Source organism: Streptomyces sp. ML-6, assembly GCF_030116705.1.
Lineage (GTDB): Bacteria > Actinomycetota > Actinomycetes > Streptomycetales > Streptomycetaceae > Streptomyces.
The window spans coordinates 4,569,164-4,584,866 of record NZ_JAOTIK010000001.1; the positions used below are offsets into that span (position 1 = coordinate 4,569,164).

Here is a 15,703-nt window from a genome sequence, read left to right on the forward strand (position 1 = left end):
GTCGCGTTCGATGCGTTCCGTCCCCCTGTGTCCGGGATGGGGATGGAGTGAGCTGTGACACCCCGATCCGCCCCCGGGTTCGCAACCGGGGCCTCAGCCAGGAAGAATCGGGGGTGCGCACCGCCGGGTGGTGCCCAGTGGTGAGACGCCGTACAGGGCGGGTTTTCGCGGGCTTCTGTTCCTGAGGCCCGTACGGGGAGGTGGCAGGGCAAGTGGTGGAGCAGCTGACGCAGCACGACCCGAGGCGGATCGGCCCGTTCGAGGTGCTGGGCCGGCTCGGTGCCGGCGGCATGGGGCTCGTCTACCTCGCCCGTTCGGCTTCGGGCCGGCGGGTGGCGATCAAGACCGTGCGCACGGAGCTCGCCGAGGATCAGCTGTTCCGGGTCCGCTTCACGCGCGAGGTGGAGGCGGCCAGGGCCGTCAGCGGCTTCTACACCGCCGCGGTGGTGGACGCCGACCCGCGGGCGGCCGTGCCGTGGCTGGCCACCGCCTACGTACCGGCCCCCTCGCTGGAAGAGATAGTGACCGAGTGCGGGCCCATGCCCGTCCAGGCGGTGCGCTGGCTGGCCGCCGGGATCGCCGAGGCGCTGCAGTCCATCCACGGCGCCGGGCTCGTCCACCGCGACATGAAGCCGTCGAACGTGCTCGTCGTCGAGGACGGCCCCCGGGTGATCGACTTCGGCATCGCGTCCGGGGTCTCCAACACCCGGCTGACCATGACGAACGTCGCCGTCGGCACCCCCGCCTACATGTCGCCCGAGCAGGCCAGGGACTCGCGCAGCGTCACCGGCGCCAGCGACATCTTCTCGCTCGGCTCCACCCTGGTCTTCGCCGCCACCGGCCACGCCCCGTTCCACGGCGCCAACCCCGTCGAGACCGTCTTCATGCTGCTGCGCGAGGGACCGGACCTGGAGGGCCTGCCCGGCGAGCTGCGCCCGCTGATCGAGTCCTGCATGCAGATGGACGCCGCGCTGCGGCCCACCCCCGCCGACCTCCAGGCCCAGCTCGCCCCGCACCTGTTCGCCTCCGGCGGCGACGACAGCGGTACGGCCTCGGCGTGGCTGCCGGCCTCCGCCACCACGATGATCGAGCAGCGCCGCGGCGGCCGGCGGCCCGCGCCCGCCCCGCCGGTCACCCCGCCGCCCCCGCCGCCCCCGCCGCCCGGGCCGCCGCCCGGCGGCCCCGACGGCGGACGGCACGCCGGCCCCGATCCGCGCTCCTCGGCCTCCCTGACGGCGCCCGCCCCCGACCCGGGGGCCCGGTGCGGCTGCCCGGGGCGAAGGTGCCGATCGGCCCCGGCCCGCGGGCCCAGGACGTGCGCTCGGCCGTCCCGGCCGCCGCGGACGCGGGCCCCGCGACCGGCTGGGTGCGCCCGCCCGCCGGGGTGGGCGGCTCCACCCGCACCACCCCCGCCCCCGCCTCTGCCCCCGTGCCCGGCCCCGCGCAGCCCGCCGACCCCCCGCCCGAGCCGGACCGCTGGCGGCCCTGGCGGTTCCGGATGTCCAACGACGTCTGGGGGACGCCCGTCGTCGCCGGGGACCTGCTCTACGTCACGTCGTTCGAGGTGCACGCCCTGGACGTCGGCAACGGGCGGCGCCAGTTCAAGACCCGCGACGTGGCTTGGGTGATGGCCGTCGAGGGCGGCAGGATCCACGCCTCCGACGGCCCGTCCCTCTACGCCCTGGACGCGGCGACCGGCGCCGATCAGTGGCGGCTGCAGACGGACGCCTGGGTGTACTCCCTCAAGGCCGGGCGCGGCACCGTCGTCACCGGCACCCGGGGCGGCGGCGTCCAGGCGTGGGAGGCGTCCTCGGGCGAGAAGCTGTGGGAGAGCAGCGGCCTGCAGACCGACTTCGAGACGGCCGAGGCCGGGCCCGTGATCCACGACGGCACGGTCTACCTCTGGCAGGACGCCCGGCTGCGCGCCGTGGACGCCCGCACCGGCATCGAGCGCTGGTCCTACCCCATCGGCGACGCGGCCTCCTGCGGCGGTGTGCCGGTCCGGGTGACGGCCGCCCCGGACGGCTACGTCTACGTCAGCGCGGGGGCCCGGGTCCTGGCCGTCGAGGCCATGTCCGGCCACGTCCGCTGGCACTTCGAGTCGCCCTCGGTCTTCCTCTCCCCGCCCGCCTTCGCCCCGGGCCCCGCCGTCACCGGCGGCGGCGTGTACCTCGCCGACTACCTCGGCACGGTCTACGCGATCGACGCCTCGACCGGCAAGGACCGCTGGCGCATCGCCACGGAGGCCCGTCAGTCGATCGAACCGGTCCTGGTCACGGGCGGGAACGTGCACGTCGGCAGCGGCAGCGCCCTGTACACGCTCGACGCGGTCACCGGCACCCCGAAGTGGCGGTTCGCGGCCGGCGGCGAGGTGGTGGGTTCGCCGGTGGTGGCCGACGGGCGGGTCCACTTCGGCTCCGCCGACCACGTCCTGTACACCCTGGACGCGGCGGGCGGGCAGCTCCGCTGGAAGCTGGCGACGGGTGGCGAGATCACGGGCTCGCCGGTGGCGCAGGGCGGCGTCGTGTACGCGTGCAGCAAGGACCGCTGCGTGTACGCGCTGGACGCGCTGAAGGGCACGGGCACGGGAGGCGGCCGGGCCCGGGCGTGACCGCGCCCGCGCCCCGGGGCCCGTGCACCCGCACGCGGGCCTCAGCGGCGCGGCGGCGGGCGACCGGTGCCCGGCCCCTCGTTACCGTCTTCGTCCCTGCCCTCGCCCCCGTCTTCGTCCTCGGCCGCTTTCTCGTGGTGTGCCGGGCGATGCTCCGGGGGCGGCCCCGTGTACAGCTCCGGTTCGGGCTCCGGCAGCGTGCTCGTCTGGACGGACGGCCCCGGCTCCTGCGTCGGCGGCCAGGTGTCCGGATGTTCCGAACCGGGTGCCGCGTACGGCCGCTCACGCGTCCTGCGGCCGGGCCACCCCGACATCACCACCAGGCCCGCCAGCAGCAGCACCCCGCCCGCGACCGCCTGGGCCACGCCCCACCCCAGGCCGGGACGGCCGTCGTACCAGGCACGGAAGGGACTCAGCACGACGGCTGTCGCTCCGGCGAGAGCGAGGACCGAGCCGAGGACCGGGCCGAGGACGTTGCGGATCATCACCGGCCTCCTGCGGGGTACGGGCAGGTGTCACAGCTCTGCACCGCTCTCGGCCCCGACGCTACGCCCGCCCCCGCACCCCCGCCACCGTGCGCTAGCGTGTCGCGCGGTCGTTCGAGAACAGAAGAAACGGACAACAACACAAGGGGGGCTGCATCGATGATGCGGCAGCACATCAAGCTTTCCGCGGTACTGGTCGTGGTGGTACTCGCCCTCACCGGTTTCTCCACCTCCTCCTCCGGCGGTCGCAGCGGCAAGAGCAAGGGATCGAGCAGCAGCGGCGGGGGCTGCTCCAACTCCAAGAAGAGCAACGGCAGCAGCAGCGACTACGACAACGACGACTACGTCTACGACGACTCGTCGAGCTCCTCTTCCTCCTCCGGCGGCACCGACTACGTCACCCCCACCCCCACCGCCTCGGACGAGCCCCAGGCTTACGTCCTCCGCTGCGCCCAGCCCCGCAAGGGCAAGCGCAAGGCCGTCACCACCTCCACCGTCCGGCTCACGGCCAACGCCACCGGCTCGCACACCTACGAGGTCGACGTCACCTTCCTCGACGCGCGGGGCGACACCGTCGACACCGGTGAGGCGAGCGTGACCGCCGAGGGCGGCGAGACCGAGACCGTCAGCGTGCGGATGGACAACCCGCGCAAGGTCTCCCGGGTGAAGAAGTGCCGGGTCGAGGCCGAGCTGAGCTACTGACCCCACCGGGCCGGGAACCCGCCTCCCGACTTCATCGAGCCGGGAGCCGGTCCCCCGGCCTCACCGGGTCCGGAACCCGCCCCGGCCCCCGCCCTTACCTCCGTTACCTCCGTCCCGGCCCCGGAACAGCTCGGCCTGCTGCTCCGGCGGCAGGTTCCCCAGCGCGATCAGGTGCGGGGCGTGGGCCATGGCCTGCGCCCTGGCCGCCTCCTTCGCGGACCACACCGCCCGTACCGTCCCCTGCACCGCCGCCGTCGGGTACGAGGCGATGACCTCCGCCGCCCGCAGCGCCGCCGCCACCGCACCCCCGGCCTCCGTCACCTCGCTGACCAGCCCGGTCTCGTACGCGCGGCGGGCCGAGACCCGTTCGGCCGTCCCCATCAGGGACATCCGGGCCACCTCGCCGAACGGCATCCGCTGCGCCATGGAGATCGCCTCGTACGCGCTGACCATGCCGTACGTCGTGTGCGGGTCGAAGAACGTCGCCCCCTCGGCCGCGATCACGAACTCCGCCTCGCCCAGCAGATAGAACGCCCCGCCGCAGGCCATTCCCTCGACGGCCGCGATCACCGGCTTCCACAGGTCGTTCGCCTTCGGCCCGATCGCGATCAGCGGGTCGTCGATCGCGTACGGGGACGAGGGCTGCGGCACGTCCACCCCCCGGTCGATCCCGGTGCAGAAGGCCCGGCCGCCCGCCCCCGTGACCACGACCGCCCGCACCCCGTCGTCGAAGCGGAACGCCCGCCAGGCGGCGGCCAGTTCGTCCGCCATGGCCAGGTCGATCGCGTTCAGCCGGTCGGGCCGGTCGAGGGTGACGAGCGCGACCCCGGTCCCCCCGTCCCGCTCCGTGCGCAGCGCCACCGTCGCTCACCTCTCCAGCAGCCAGCGCACCAGCGTCACCCCGGACCCGGCCGGGCAGAACACCGCCCGCACCGGCGCGCCGATCCGCAGCCGCGCCGGATCGACCGAGTCCAGCGGGGCGTCCGGCCCGCTCACCACGTTCCCGACCAGCCGGATGCCCGGCACGTCGGCCAGTTCGACCACCACGGCGTTGTACGGGGCCTGTTCGGCGTACGCCGGCAGCAGCGGCGGGTGCGGCAGCACGTACGACCAGATGCGCCCGCGCCCGCTCGTCGGCCGCCACTCGCTGTCGAAGGACCGGCAGTGCGGGCAGCACGGCCGCGGCGGGAAGCGGAGCCGCCCGCACCCCTCGGCCGCGCACGCCTGCACCCGCAGTTCGCCCCGGGCCGCGTACTCCCAGAACGGCGCGCCGTCCTCGTCCACCACGGGCAGCAGCATTCCATCCATTCCGGTCAACTCCTCAGCAGTACGGCGGACGTGGGCACGCCCTCGCCCGCGGTGACCAGGCACGTGGCGGCGTCCGGGACCTGGGCGGTGGAGACGCCGCGCAACTGCTTCACGCCCTCGGTGATCAGGTTGAAGCCGTGCACGTACGCCTCGCTGAGCCCGCCGCCCCCGGTGTTGATCGGCAGCCGGCCGCCGCTCTCCAGCGCCCCGCCCTCGGTGAACGCGGCACCCTCGCCGCGCCCGCAGAAGCCGTAGCCCTCCAGGGAGAGCGGGATGAGCGGGGTGAACGCGTCGTAGATCTGCGCCACATCGACGTCGTCCGGGCCGAAGTCGGCCTGCTTCCACAGCTGCCGGGCGGCCGTCCAGGCGGGACCGGAGAGCGGATCGTCGTTCCAGTAGTTGACCATCCCGTGGTGCTGGGCGGGCAGGCCCTGGGCGACGGAGTGGATGTAGACGGGTCTGTGCCGGCAGTCGCGGGCCCGCTCAGCCGACACGACGACACAGGCCAGCGCCCCGTCCGTCTCCAGGCAGTTGTCGAAGAGGCAGAGCGGCTCGCTGATCCAGCGCGAGGTCATATACATGTCGCGGGTCAGCGGCCGTTCGTACATCATCGCGTCCGGGTTCTGGTTGGCGCGGTTGCGGCAGGCGAGGGCGACGTTGAAGAGATGGTCGCGGGTCGCCCCGTACTCGTGCATGTACCGCCGGGCCAGCATCCCGATCTCGTCGGCCGGCCGCAGCAGTCCGTACGGGCGGGTCCACTGGCCGGGGGTGGGCAGCTGCGCCGCGGTGTTCTTCCAGGGCCGGGGGCCCGAACCCCGCTTCCGCGACCGCCAGGCGACGCCGACGCCCGCCTGCCCGGTCGCCACGGCGGCGGCGAGGTGCGCGACCGTCGCGCAGGAGCCGCCGCCGCCGTACCCCACCTTGCTGAAGAAGGTGACATCGCCCGCCCCGATGGACTTGGCGATCTCGACCTCGTCGGTCTCCTCCATGGTGTACGAGGCGAACGCGTCCACCTCCGACGCGGCGATGCCCGCGTCGTCGAGCGCCGCGACGATGGCCCGGCAGGCCAGGGTCTTCTCGGATTCGGGGAGTCGTTTCGCGAAGGCCGTCTGTCCTATGCCGGCTATCGCCGTCGCGTCCTTGAGCGCCGTCACCGCCACCTCCCAGGCAGTCATGACTGCTGACAGCGGCTGAGGCTACAGCTAATCTGACGGATAGTCAGCTATTGCGTCAGGAGGGCGAGCGATGCGCGGCGACGAGGAGTGGGGCAGCATCCCGGGGCTGGTACGGGCGGCGGCGCGGCGGTACGGGGACCGGGAGGCGGTCGTCGAGGGCCGGACCCGGATCTCGTACGCCGAACTCGGCGAACGTGTCGAGCGGGCCGCCGCCGCGTGCCTGGCCTCGGGCGTGGCGCCGGGGGACCGGGTCGCGATCTGGGCCCCGAACGGCCTGGACTGGATCGTCTCCGCACTCGGCGCCGTCACGGCGGGCGCGGTCCTCGTCCCCCTCAACACCCGCTTCAAGGGCACGGAGGCGGCGTACGTCCTGCAACGCAGCCGGGCGAGGCTCCTGTTCGTGACGGGCACCTTCCTCGGCACCTCCTACGTGGCGTCCCTGCGCCGGGCCGGGGTGCCGCTCCCGCACCTGGAACGGGTGGTGGTGCTCGCCGACTCCGCCCCCGACGACTACGTCACCTGGAAGGACTTCCTGGCGGCGGGGAAGGAGGTGTCCGGGGCCGAGGCGCGCGCCCGGGCCGACGCGATCGCCCCCTCGGACCCCTCCGACATCATCTACACCTCGGGCACCACGGGCCGGCCCAAGGGTGCGGTGATCACCCACGCCCAGACCCTGCGCTGCTACGCGATCTGGAGCGAACTGGCCGGTCTGCGCGAGGGCGACCGCTATCTGATCGTGAACCCCTTCTTCCACACCTTCGGCTACAAGGCGGGCGTCATCGCGTGCCTGATGCGGGGCGCGACGATGGTCCCGCAACCGGTGTTCGACGTGGACACCGCCCTGGCCAACATCGCCGCCGAACGCATCTCGGTCCTGCCGGGCCCGCCCACCCTCCACCAGTCCCTCCTGGACCATCCGGCGCGCTCCGCCCACGACCTCTCCGCCCTGCGCCTGGTCGTGACGGGCGCGGCGGCGGTCCCCCTGAAACTGGTGGAACGCCTGCGCACGGAGCTGGGCATCGCGACGGTCCTCACCGCGTACGGCCTCTCCGAGGCGAGCGGCATCGTCACGATGTGCCGCCGCGGCGACCCGGCGGAGACCGTCGCCACCACCTCGGGCCGGGCGATCCCGGGCACGGAGGTCCGCGTCCTGGCCGACCCCGGCGAGCCCGGCGAGATCCTGGTCCGCGGCTTCAACGTGATGGCGGGCTACTTCGAGGACCCCGGCACCACGGCCGCCGCGATCACCCCGGACGGCTGGCTCCGCACCGGCGACGTGGGCGTCCTCGACGGGGCGGGCAACCTCCGGATCACCGACCGGATCAAGGACATGTTCATCGTCGGCGGCTTCAACGCGTACCCGGCCGAGATAGAACAGCTTCTCGGCCTGCACCCGGACGTGGCCGACGTGGCGGTGATCGGCGTCCCGGACCCCCGGCTCGGCGAGGTCGGCAAGGCGTACGTGGTCCGCAGACCGGGCGCGACGACGACCGCCGACGACCTGATCGCCTGGTCGAGACGCGAGATGGCGAACTACAAGGTCCCCCGCACGGTCGAGTTCGTGCCCGGACTCCCGCGCAACGCGAGCGGCAAGGTGCTGAAGGGGGAATTGCGGGGGCGGACGGGCGGCTGACAGGGCGTTCACACCATGAGGTCATGTGCTCACCTCATGGAGTGAACGGGGTCGTCGGCCGGATCCGCCCGAGAGTATGGTGACCTGTATGGCAACCAAGAAGTACACGGTCACGCTGCCGGAGGAGCTCGCGGAGGAGATCCGCAGCGAGGTGGGCCCGGGGGCCTTCAGCGCGTACGTCACCCGTGCCATAGAGCGCCAGCGCGAGCACGACCGGCTGGGGGAGCTGGTGGCGTGGATGCAGGAGAAGGGCGGGCCGCCCACGGAGGAGGAACAGGCGGCTGCCGCGGCGGAGATGCGTGACATCGAGCGGTGGTTCGAGGAACGGCAGCCGGACGCACAGGACGGAGCGGCGGCCGCGTGACAGCAGATCTCTGTTTCGTGCTGGACAGTGAGGCCCTGTCGAGGGCGGTACGCCGTGAGCGTGCCATGACGGCCATGCTCACCAAGGCCCACCAGGTGGGTGCCAGGGTCCTGACCAGCTCCATGACGCTCATCGAGGCGTATCACGACAGGATCCGGCGCGCGGAGTGGAACTGGGCGATGTCCCGGATCGTCGTCGAACCCGTGACCAAGGAGGTCGCGGACGAGGCGATCGGCCTGCTGGCGGACACCGGCCTGCACGGTCACAAGTACGCCATCGACGCGGCCCTCGCGGTGATCGCGGGGCGGCAGCGGGGCCGGGTGGTCGTCCTCACCTCGGACGAGGACGACATGGGGAAGCTGTGCGACCCGAAGGTGCTGGTCCAGGGGCTGTAGGGGCGGACACGAAGAAGGGGCACGAGCCGACCGGCTCGTGCCCCTTCGCTGTTGTGCGGTGCGGCTCAGCCGGCGTGGTTCTCGTCCTGCGGGGTTACCACGGTGTCCTGGGTGGTGACCGGGGTGTCTCCGGCGTGGTTCTCGGCCAGGGCCGGGGTGGCCGCGCCGAGGCCGAGGGCCACGGCGAACGCGGCGGCGACAAGGGTCTTCTTCGTGCGGGTCATTCCAACTCCTGTGATGGGAGCAAGCTTCTGGACGTGAAGTGACGTTAGTGACAGGGGGGGCGATCTCGGAACCCCTCTGGCGAGAAGCGATCAATTGTTGGCGCGATTACCTGACTGCAGGTGTGTAGACATGCGGCGGCCGCGACGGCTCCCCCTCCGCGCCGCCGCGGCCGCCTTCCCCGTCACATGAAGAACTAGCGGGGATCGGCCCCGGTCATGTGGCTGTCCATGGGCTTGATCTCCGGCTCGCCACCGGTCATGTGGCTGTCCATGGGCTTGATCTCCGGCTCACCACCGGTCATGTGACTGTCGGTGGGCTTGACGTCCCCCGTCTTGCCCGATGCCTGGTTCGGCACCTGGATCTTCTTGTCGTCGCTCATGTCGTGAACTCCATTACTCGGTACATGGATAGGCGGCCAAGCCCGTCCGGCTGTTCCCCCGTTGACTGCCGGACGGGCTGTTCAGAGCCGTTCACCTTAGTGCGCGGTCCCCCTGCCGACCCGCCTGCCCCCCGACACGACGAGTCGACAGGTAAGAGAGTGCCGTGGAGCGATAAACGAATGATGAACGCCTGTCAGGATCCGCTGGCGATCGTGGCGGAGGAGAGCAGCTGACGCACGGTCGCCGCCTCGGGAGCCTCCAGTTGGTCGAAGACCGAGAGCGCTTCCCGCCAGCAGGCCCTTGCCCGGTCCGCCTGCCCTATGCCCTGGAGGGCCTTCCCGAGCGTGGTCAGCACGTTGGCGCGCCGCCATTCGCCGCCCACGTGCAACAGGACCGTCAGGGCCTGTTCGGCCAGACCCGCGGACTGGGCGGGCTGCCCTGCGTCGAGGTGGACCTCGGCCAGGCGGAAGAGGGTCATCCCTTCCCACAGCTTCTGCCGGCTGTCACGGAAGACGGAGAGCGCCTCGGCCAGCCGGTCCTGTGCCTCGTCCTGCCGGCCGGCGCGGGCCAGGGCCAGGCCCAGGGCGTAGCGGCCGTTGGCCAACCGGAGTGTGAGCCCCATGCGGTTGTAGAGGGCCACGCCCTCGCTGGCGAGTTCCACCGCGCTCGCGGTGTGCCCGATGGCGAGGTGAACCCGGGACAGGTTGCACAGGGCGCTCGCCTCGCCGGGCTGATTGGCATCGGCCCGGAAGGCGGCGATGGTCTGCTGGAGAAGAGTCTCCGCCTCGTCGAGCCGATTCCGGTATCCGGCGATGATCCCGAGCTCGTTGGGGGCGTTGCAGTGGGTCCACACGTCGTCCGTCGAGGGCGCGAGCCGCATGGCCTTGCGTGCTTCCTCGTCGGCCTGGTCGAAACGGCCGGCGGTGCTGTGCACCTGCGCGAGCGTCGTCCGTGCCCGGGCCTCGGAGCGTGGATCGCCGGCCGTCGCCGCGGCATCCCGCACCGCTGTGGCCACGGACTCGAACTGGCGCGAGTTGGCGCCGGATTCAGCGAGGTCCTTGCAGGCCATGAGGAGATCGACACTCCGCCGGAGGGTTCCGGCGACAGCCGACTGCTGGGCGCACGCCAGCAGCGAACTAGCCTCGGAGTAGAGCCAGTCGAGCGCTTGCTCGTGGCTGGTGAACGAAAGCCCCTTGCTCTCCGTGGGCTCCAGGTGGGCGACCGTGCGGTCCCCCGGCCGCTCCAGCGCGTACACCCCCGCCGCCGTCGCCAGGTAGAAGTCCAGCAGGCGGGAGAGGGCCGACTCGCGTTCCTCCGGGAGCTCGCCGCGCTCCGCGCAGGAGCGGGCGTAGAGGCGCACCAGGTCGTGGTAGCGGTACCGGCCCGGGGCCGCCGACTCCACGAGGCTGGTGTCGACCAGGGCCTCCAGGAGGTCCTCCGCCACGTGCGCGTCCAGGTCGAGCAGGGCGGCCGCCGCGGCCAGGGAGATGTCGGGGCCGTCGGCCAGGCCGAGCAGGCGGAAGGCGCGGGCCTGGGCGGGTTCGAGCTGCCCGTAGCCGAGTTCGAAGGTGGCCTTCACCGCGAGGTCCCCGGCCTGGAGCTCGTCCAGGCGGCGGCGTTCGTCCGCGAGCTTGGCGGCGAGGACGGAGACCGTCCAGGTGCGGCGGGCGGCCAGCCGGGAGGCGGCGATGCGGATGGCCAGGGGGAGGAAACCGCAGGCGGCGACCACGTCGAGGGCCGCCTCGCGCTCGGAGTTGATCCGCTCCTCGCCCACGATCCGGGTGAAGAGCTGGAGCGCCTCCTCGGGCGACATCACGTCCAGGTCCACGAGGTGGGCGCCGGCCAGGTCGACCATGCGGACGCGGCTGGTGACCAGGGCCGCGCAGCCCGCGGTGCCGGGCAGCAGGGGGCGGATCTGGGCCGCGTCGTGGGCGTTGTCCAGGAGGACCAGGATGCGGCGGCCGTCCAGGGTGGAGCGGTACAGCGCGGCGCGTTCGTCCATGGAGTCGGGGATCGCCGAGTCCGCCGTGCCCAGGGCGCGCAGGAACGCGCCGAGGACCGTCTCCGGTTCGGCGGCCCGCGCCCCCGCGCCCTGGAGGTCCACGTACAGCTGGCCGTCCGGGAAGTGCTGGCGTGCCTGGTGGGCGACGTGCACGGCGAGGGTGGTCTTGCCGACGCCGCCGATGCCGGCCAGGGCCGAGACGGCCATGACGGACCCCTCGGCGGTCGCCAGCCGGTCGCCGAGCTCGCGCACGAAGGAGGAGCGGCCGGTGAAGTCCGGCACGGTGGCCGGGAGCTGGGCGGGGCGCACCGGTGCGGGGGGCGGGGCCGGCTCGTCCGACGGGCGGGCCAGTTCCTCGTCGGCCTGGAGGATGCGCTGCTGGAGCTGGGACAGCTCGGGGCGCGGGTCGACGCCCAGTTCGTCGGCGAGCAGCCGGCGGGTGTCGGCGTACACCGCGAGCGCCTCGGCCTGCCGGCCGCTGCGGTACAGGGCGATCATGAGCAGCTCGCGCAGCCGCTCGCGCAGCGGGTGCGCGGCGGTGAGCGCGGTCAGTTCGGAGACCGCCTCCGCGTGGCTGCCGACCTCCAGGTCCAGGTCGAGGCGGGTCTCGGTGAGCTGGAGCCGCCACTCCTCCAGCCGGGTCCGCTGGTTCTCGGCGTACGGGCCGGGCACCGACGCCAGCGCCTCGCCCTCCCACAGCCCGAGCGCCTTGCCGAGGAGGGCGCGGGCCTGCGCGCGGTCGCCACCGGCGCGGGCCTTCTCCGCCTCGGCCGCCAGGTCCCGGACCACGTTCACGTCGAGGGCGTCCCGGTCGGCCCGGATCGCGTACCCGCCGGCGTCGCTGACCAGCGTCTCCTGGCCCAGCACCTTGCGGAGCCGGGAGGCGTACGTACGTATGGCGGCGAGCGCCTGCGAGGGCGGTTCGTCGCCCCAGATGGCGTCGATGAGTTCGGCGGCGGTGGCCGTGCGGCCGTCGCGCAGCAGCAGCGCGGTCAGCAGGGCGCGCTGCTGCGGCGAACCGGACGGCAACACCTCGCCGTCGCGCCATGACCGCACCGGACCGAGCACGGAGAAGCGCAGTTCGGCACCGGGTGCCGACCGTTGCTGCGGAGCACGCTGCTCCGGAACACGCGCGCGCGGCCCGTGGTCACGGTCCATTGCTGCCTCCTGCCCTGCTCGCCCCGCCGGTGCGCCGGTCGTGCCGGTGCCGCCCGTCCGGATTACCCGTCCCTGTACCGCTCCGGGCCGGGTGGATCCGGATTGCTCGGTACCGCTGGTATCGCGCTCAACAGTCTGCCTTGTCTTGGGCGGCCACGACAGCAGTGGGTGACGCTCTGCACAAGCCCTCGACAACGATTTCGGAAAGGGTGGCCGCACAGATGGCTGACGGTTCGTCAGATCGGCGCTACCGTGGTGGACATGGAGACCTTCCCGAAGATCATCTCGGTGGACGACCACACGGTGGAGCCCCCTCATGTCTGGCGGGACCGGCTCCCGTCCAAGTACCTCGACCGAGGTCCGCGGATCGTCCGCGCACCGCTCAAGGAGATGACGTTCCTGGGCGGAAAGTTCGCACCCGTGATGGGGGAGCGGGGCGACGACGGGCCGATCGGCGACTGGTGGGTGTACGAGGACCTGCACCGGCCGCTCACCCGGCTCGACACCGCGGTCGGCTACGACCGGGACGAGATCAAGCTGGAGATCATCACGTACGAGCAGATGCGTCCGGGTTCGTTCTCGGTGCCCGAGCGGCTCGCCGACATGGACGCCAACCACGTCCAGTCCGCCCTCTGCTTCCCCACCTTCCCCCGCTTCTGCGGCCAGACCTTCACCGAGGCGAACGACCGTGAGCTGGGGCTGCTCGGGGTGCGCGCCTACAACGACTGGATGGTGGAGGAGTGGTGCGGCCCCGAGGCGCGGGGCCGGCTCATCCCGCTCACCCTGATCCCGCTCTGGGACGCGCACCTGGCCGCCGAGGAGGTCCGGCGCAACGCGGCGCGCGGCGTGCGCGCGGTGGCGTTCTCCGAGATACCCCCGCATCTCGGTCTGCCGTCCATTCACACGGACGAGTGGGATCCGTTCCTGCGGGCCTGCGACGAGACGGGGACGGTGATCGCGATGCACATCGGCTCGTCCTCGAGGATGCCGTCCACCTCGGCCGACGCCCCGCCCGCCGTCGGTTCCACCATCACCTTCGCCAACTGCTGCTTCTCCATGGTCGACTGGCTGATGAGCGGCAAGTTCGAACGCTTCCCCAACCTGCGGATCATGTACGCGGAGGGTCAGATCGGCTGGATCCCGTACGTCCTGGAACGCGCCGACGTGGTCTGGGAGGAGAACCGGGCCTGGGGCGGCGTCGCCGACAAGGTCCACCGCCCGCCGTCGGAGCTGTTCGCCGAGCACGTGTACGGCTGCTTCTTCGACGACGCCTTCGGCCTGAGGAACCTGGACGCGATCGGGGTGGGGAACGTCCTGTACGAGACGGACTACCCGCACTCCGACTCCACCTGGCCCAGGTCCCGCGAGGTCGGCGAGGCGCAGATGGGGCACCTGGACGCCGACGTGGTGGACCGGATCGTGCGCCGCAACGCGATCGACCTGCTGGGACTGACGGACGACGGGCTGTGGGCGGGGAGCGGGGGAGGACGGTAGGGGCGCGCCCCTCCGCGGCCGGGGCACGGGGCGCCGTCCGCGGAAGGACATGGTCCGATCCGGAATCCGGTTCGGGATCCGATCCGTGGTCGGATCCGGGGTCAGGCCCGTGATCGGACCCGTGATCAGGCCCCGGATCGGACCCGTGATCCGACTCGTGATCCGATTACGGGGTCAGACCCGGGCGATCGGCTCCTGGAGCTCCGTCACCCACTGGTCCCGGTCCTCGGGGCACTCCAGGCTGATCTCGCGGGCGTACCCCGCGGACCGGTAACCGTGGGCGTCGATCCAGCGGGCCAGGGTCTGGGAGGTCGGCAGCACACCGTCCATCGACCCCCGGTGCACGATCGTCGCGGCCTCGAACGCGGGCAGCTCGACCACCGTGATCCCGGTGTCGCCGACCGGACCCACCGGCGCGGAGACCGTGACCCCGGCGTGGACGACGACCGCACCGCCTTCCGGCGCGTCCTCGTAGTACGCGATCCCCGGCCCGCTCGGCACGGTACCCGCCGCTTCCAGCAGGGGGAACAGCCGCTCGTACAGCGGGCCGATCACGGGGGAGACGTGCTCCGGCTCGTAGCTCGCCGCGGTGCCGGTCAGCTCGGCGACCCGTACCGCCGCGACCTTCTTGACGACGACGTCGTTCGTGGACATGTGTCCCTCGCTCTCGATCGACCGGAGCCTCACCTCGACCTGTGCCAGCCGGGACGCGGCGGCCCGCATGGCCGCCTCCAGTTCCGCCCGGCGCAGCCGCAGCATGCCGCGCAGCTCCTCCGGACCCACCTGCTCGTCGAGGATGACCTGCACCTGCTGGAGCGTGAAGCCGAGATCCTTGAGGGCGATGATGCGGTTGAGGCGGGCGAGCTGGGCGGCGCCGTAGAAGCGGTAGCCGGTGGCGGGGTCGGTGCGGTCGGGGCGCAGCAGCCCGATGGCGTCGTAGTGGCGCAGCATCCGGGCCGACACCCGCCCGTACCGGGCGAAGTCTCCGATGGTGAACATGATGTCTTCACTCCACGGCTTCACACGGTGTCAAGGTCAAGCGCCGTCGTACGGAAAGCCGTGGAAGCGGAAAAGGAACGGGCCGGGGAAGGCGCGGGGAACGGTCGGCGGGCAGGAATTCCGTTCCGCCGCCGGTACTCCCGCGCGGGCGGCAAAAACCGGCGCAGGAGAGCGGAGAAGAGCGCAGGAGAGCGGAGAAGAGTGGAGCGGGGAGGGAAGAGAAACGGAGGGGGGTGAGCGGGAGGCGCGGGAAGCGGAGAAACGGGAAAGGCAGGAGCCCCGTTCCCCGCCGAGGCGGAGGAGCGGGGCTCCTTGGGTACTACTAGCCGGCCGCGATCGGCCGACCCGGGCAACTAGGCCGGGGTGACGTTCTCAGCCTGCGGACCCTTGGGGCCCTGAGTGACGTCGAAGTTCACGACCTGGTTCTCCTCGAGGGAGCGGAACCCGGACGCGTTGATCGCGGAGTAGTGGACGAAGACATCCGGGCCGCCGCCGTCCTGGGCGATGAAGCCGAAGCCCTTTTCAGCGTTGAACCACTTGACGGTTCCGGTAGCCATAAGCCCTCCTTGGGCCAAAGGGTTGCCCTGCTCCAGAACCTGCATAGAAGTCTGAAAACTACAAAAGCCTGCGGGTTACATGCTCCGCAGGCTCTGTACTGCAAGGGAAACCAAACTGCAACTTGCGTCGAGCCTAGCACGCAGCGTGTATCGAGGGGTAGAGGGAAAGATCACTTCACTCGGATGTTTGATTGCCGTGCCGATGACCACACGAA

Annotated in this window: 14 protein-coding genes and 1 pseudogene; 6 read left to right on the top strand and 9 right to left on the bottom strand. The window is 72.0% G+C overall.

What is annotated here, in order from left to right:
• The first annotated feature begins 215 nt into the window (after positions 1 to 215).
• A pseudogene (gene afsK, locus OCT49_RS20395) lies at positions 216 to 2,611 on the top strand (protein serine/threonine kinase AfsK).
• A 41-nt stretch (positions 2,612 to 2,652) separates the two neighbouring features.
• Here afsK and OCT49_RS20400 read toward each other — a convergent pair.
• Complete coding sequence (locus OCT49_RS20400) at positions 2,653 to 3,096, bottom strand: hypothetical protein (RefSeq protein WP_283853293.1); 444 nt, start codon at positions 3,094 to 3,096, stop codon at positions 2,653 to 2,655.
• A 159-nt stretch (positions 3,097 to 3,255) separates the two neighbouring features.
• On the opposite strand from OCT49_RS20400, the gene OCT49_RS20405 reads away from it, so the two are divergent.
• Positions 3,256 to 3,798, top strand: coding sequence for a hypothetical protein (locus tag OCT49_RS20405; protein WP_283853294.1), 543 nt, complete (start codon positions 3,256 to 3,258; stop codon positions 3,796 to 3,798).
• Positions 3,799 to 3,858: 60 nt separating this feature from the next.
• On the opposite strand, the gene OCT49_RS20410 is transcribed toward OCT49_RS20405, so the two are convergent.
• From OCT49_RS20410 to OCT49_RS20420, 3 genes are read right to left on the bottom strand one after another with little or no spacing between them, the layout of a single operon-like run.
• Positions 3,859 to 4,659 (bottom strand): enoyl-CoA hydratase/isomerase family protein, encoded by an 801-nt coding sequence (locus OCT49_RS20410; protein WP_283853295.1) that lies wholly within the window; start codon positions 4,657 to 4,659, stop codon positions 3,859 to 3,861.
• 6 nt (positions 4,660 to 4,665) lie between these two features.
• The gene (locus tag OCT49_RS20415) at positions 4,666 to 5,106 is read right to left on the bottom strand and encodes a Zn-ribbon domain-containing OB-fold protein (protein WP_283853296.1); all 441 of its coding nucleotides are present in this window, start codon (positions 5,104 to 5,106) and stop codon (positions 4,666 to 4,668) included.
• A 5-nt stretch (positions 5,107 to 5,111) separates the two neighbouring features.
• The gene (locus tag OCT49_RS20420; protein WP_283855879.1) at positions 5,112 to 6,260 is read right to left on the bottom strand and encodes a lipid-transfer protein; all 1,149 of its coding nucleotides are present in this window, start codon (positions 6,258 to 6,260) and stop codon (positions 5,112 to 5,114) included.
• Positions 6,261 to 6,351: 91 nt separating this feature from the next.
• Here OCT49_RS20420 and OCT49_RS20425 point away from each other — a divergent pair, with 91 nt between their 5' ends.
• The 3 genes from OCT49_RS20425 to OCT49_RS20435 all read left to right on the top strand — a co-directional run bounded on the left by OCT49_RS20425 (position 6,352) and on the right by OCT49_RS20435 (position 8,673).
• Positions 6,352 to 7,914, top strand: a complete 1,563-nt coding sequence (locus tag OCT49_RS20425) for a FadD3 family acyl-CoA ligase (protein ID WP_283853297.1) — start codon at positions 6,352 to 6,354, stop codon at positions 7,912 to 7,914.
• An 88-nt stretch (positions 7,915 to 8,002) separates the two neighbouring features.
• Positions 8,003 to 8,278, top strand: coding sequence for a hypothetical protein (locus OCT49_RS20430; RefSeq protein ID WP_283853298.1), 276 nt, complete (start codon positions 8,003 to 8,005; stop codon positions 8,276 to 8,278).
• Positions 8,275 to 8,673 carry a PIN domain-containing protein gene (locus OCT49_RS20435; RefSeq protein ID WP_283853299.1) on the top strand — a complete coding sequence of 133 codons (399 nt, stop codon included), beginning with the start codon at positions 8,275 to 8,277 and terminating at the stop codon, positions 8,671 to 8,673. The genes OCT49_RS20430 and OCT49_RS20435 overlap by 4 nt, the downstream gene beginning before the upstream one ends.
• A gap of 65 nt (positions 8,674 to 8,738) precedes the next feature.
• On the opposite strand, the gene OCT49_RS20440 is transcribed toward OCT49_RS20435, so the two are convergent.
• The 3 genes from OCT49_RS20440 to afsR form a co-directional block, all read right to left on the bottom strand.
• Entirely contained in the window at positions 8,739 to 8,897 is a 159-nt protein-coding gene (locus tag OCT49_RS20440; RefSeq protein WP_283853300.1) for a hypothetical protein, read from the bottom strand.
• A gap of 194 nt (positions 8,898 to 9,091) precedes the next feature.
• Complete coding sequence (locus tag OCT49_RS20445) at positions 9,092 to 9,277, bottom strand: hypothetical protein (RefSeq protein WP_283853301.1); 186 nt, start codon at positions 9,275 to 9,277, stop codon at positions 9,092 to 9,094.
• Between the two features lie 194 nt (positions 9,278 to 9,471).
• Positions 9,472 to 12,438, bottom strand: coding sequence for an SARP-family global regulator AfsR (gene afsR, locus OCT49_RS20450; RefSeq protein ID WP_283853302.1), 2,967 nt, complete (start codon positions 12,436 to 12,438; stop codon positions 9,472 to 9,474).
• A gap of 261 nt (positions 12,439 to 12,699) precedes the next feature.
• Here afsR and OCT49_RS20455 point away from each other — a divergent pair, with 261 nt between their 5' ends.
• Positions 12,700 to 13,932, top strand: a complete 1,233-nt coding sequence (locus tag OCT49_RS20455) for an amidohydrolase family protein (RefSeq protein ID WP_283853303.1) — start codon at positions 12,700 to 12,702, stop codon at positions 13,930 to 13,932.
• 174 nt (positions 13,933 to 14,106) lie between these two features.
• Here the strand turns inward: OCT49_RS20455 and OCT49_RS20460 are convergent, their stop codons facing one another.
• Both OCT49_RS20460 and OCT49_RS20465 read right to left on the bottom strand, forming a co-directional pair.
• Positions 14,107 to 14,931: a MerR family transcriptional regulator gene (locus OCT49_RS20460; RefSeq protein WP_283853304.1), complete on the bottom strand. Its 825-nt coding sequence runs from the start codon at positions 14,929 to 14,931 to the stop codon at positions 14,107 to 14,109.
• Between the two features lie 353 nt (positions 14,932 to 15,284).
• Positions 15,285 to 15,488, bottom strand: coding sequence for a cold-shock protein (locus tag OCT49_RS20465; RefSeq protein ID WP_003967102.1), 204 nt, complete (start codon positions 15,486 to 15,488; stop codon positions 15,285 to 15,287).
• Positions 15,489 to 15,703 lie beyond the last annotated feature (215 nt).

Coding starts and splice junctions, on each gene's coding strand:
- OCT49_RS20405 (WP_283853294.1), top strand. CDS start 3,256: ATGATGCGGCAGCACATCAAGCTTTCCGCGGTACTGGTCGTGGTGGTA.
- OCT49_RS20465 (WP_003967102.1), bottom strand. CDS start 15,488: ATGGCTACCGGAACCGTCAAGTGGTTCAACGCTGAAAAGGGCTTCGGC.
- OCT49_RS20440 (WP_283853300.1), bottom strand. CDS start 8,897: ATGACCCGCACGAAGAAGACCCTTGTCGCCGCCGCGTTCGCCGTGGCC.
- OCT49_RS20430 (WP_283853298.1), top strand. CDS start 8,003: ATGGCAACCAAGAAGTACACGGTCACGCTGCCGGAGGAGCTCGCGGAG.
- OCT49_RS20425 (WP_283853297.1), top strand. CDS start 6,352: ATGCGCGGCGACGAGGAGTGGGGCAGCATCCCGGGGCTGGTACGGGCG.
- OCT49_RS20445 (WP_283853301.1), bottom strand. CDS start 9,277: ATGAGCGACGACAAGAAGATCCAGGTGCCGAACCAGGCATCGGGCAAG.
- OCT49_RS20460 (WP_283853304.1), bottom strand. CDS start 14,931: ATGTTCACCATCGGAGACTTCGCCCGGTACGGGCGGGTGTCGGCCCGG.
- OCT49_RS20400 (WP_283853293.1), bottom strand. CDS start 3,096: ATGATCCGCAACGTCCTCGGCCCGGTCCTCGGCTCGGTCCTCGCTCTC.
- afsR (WP_283853302.1), bottom strand. CDS start 12,438: ATGGACCGTGACCACGGGCCGCGCGCGCGTGTTCCGGAGCAGCGTGCT.
- OCT49_RS20455 (WP_283853303.1), top strand. CDS start 12,700: ATGGAGACCTTCCCGAAGATCATCTCGGTGGACGACCACACGGTGGAG.
- OCT49_RS20415 (WP_283853296.1), bottom strand. CDS start 5,106: ATGGATGGAATGCTGCTGCCCGTGGTGGACGAGGACGGCGCGCCGTTC.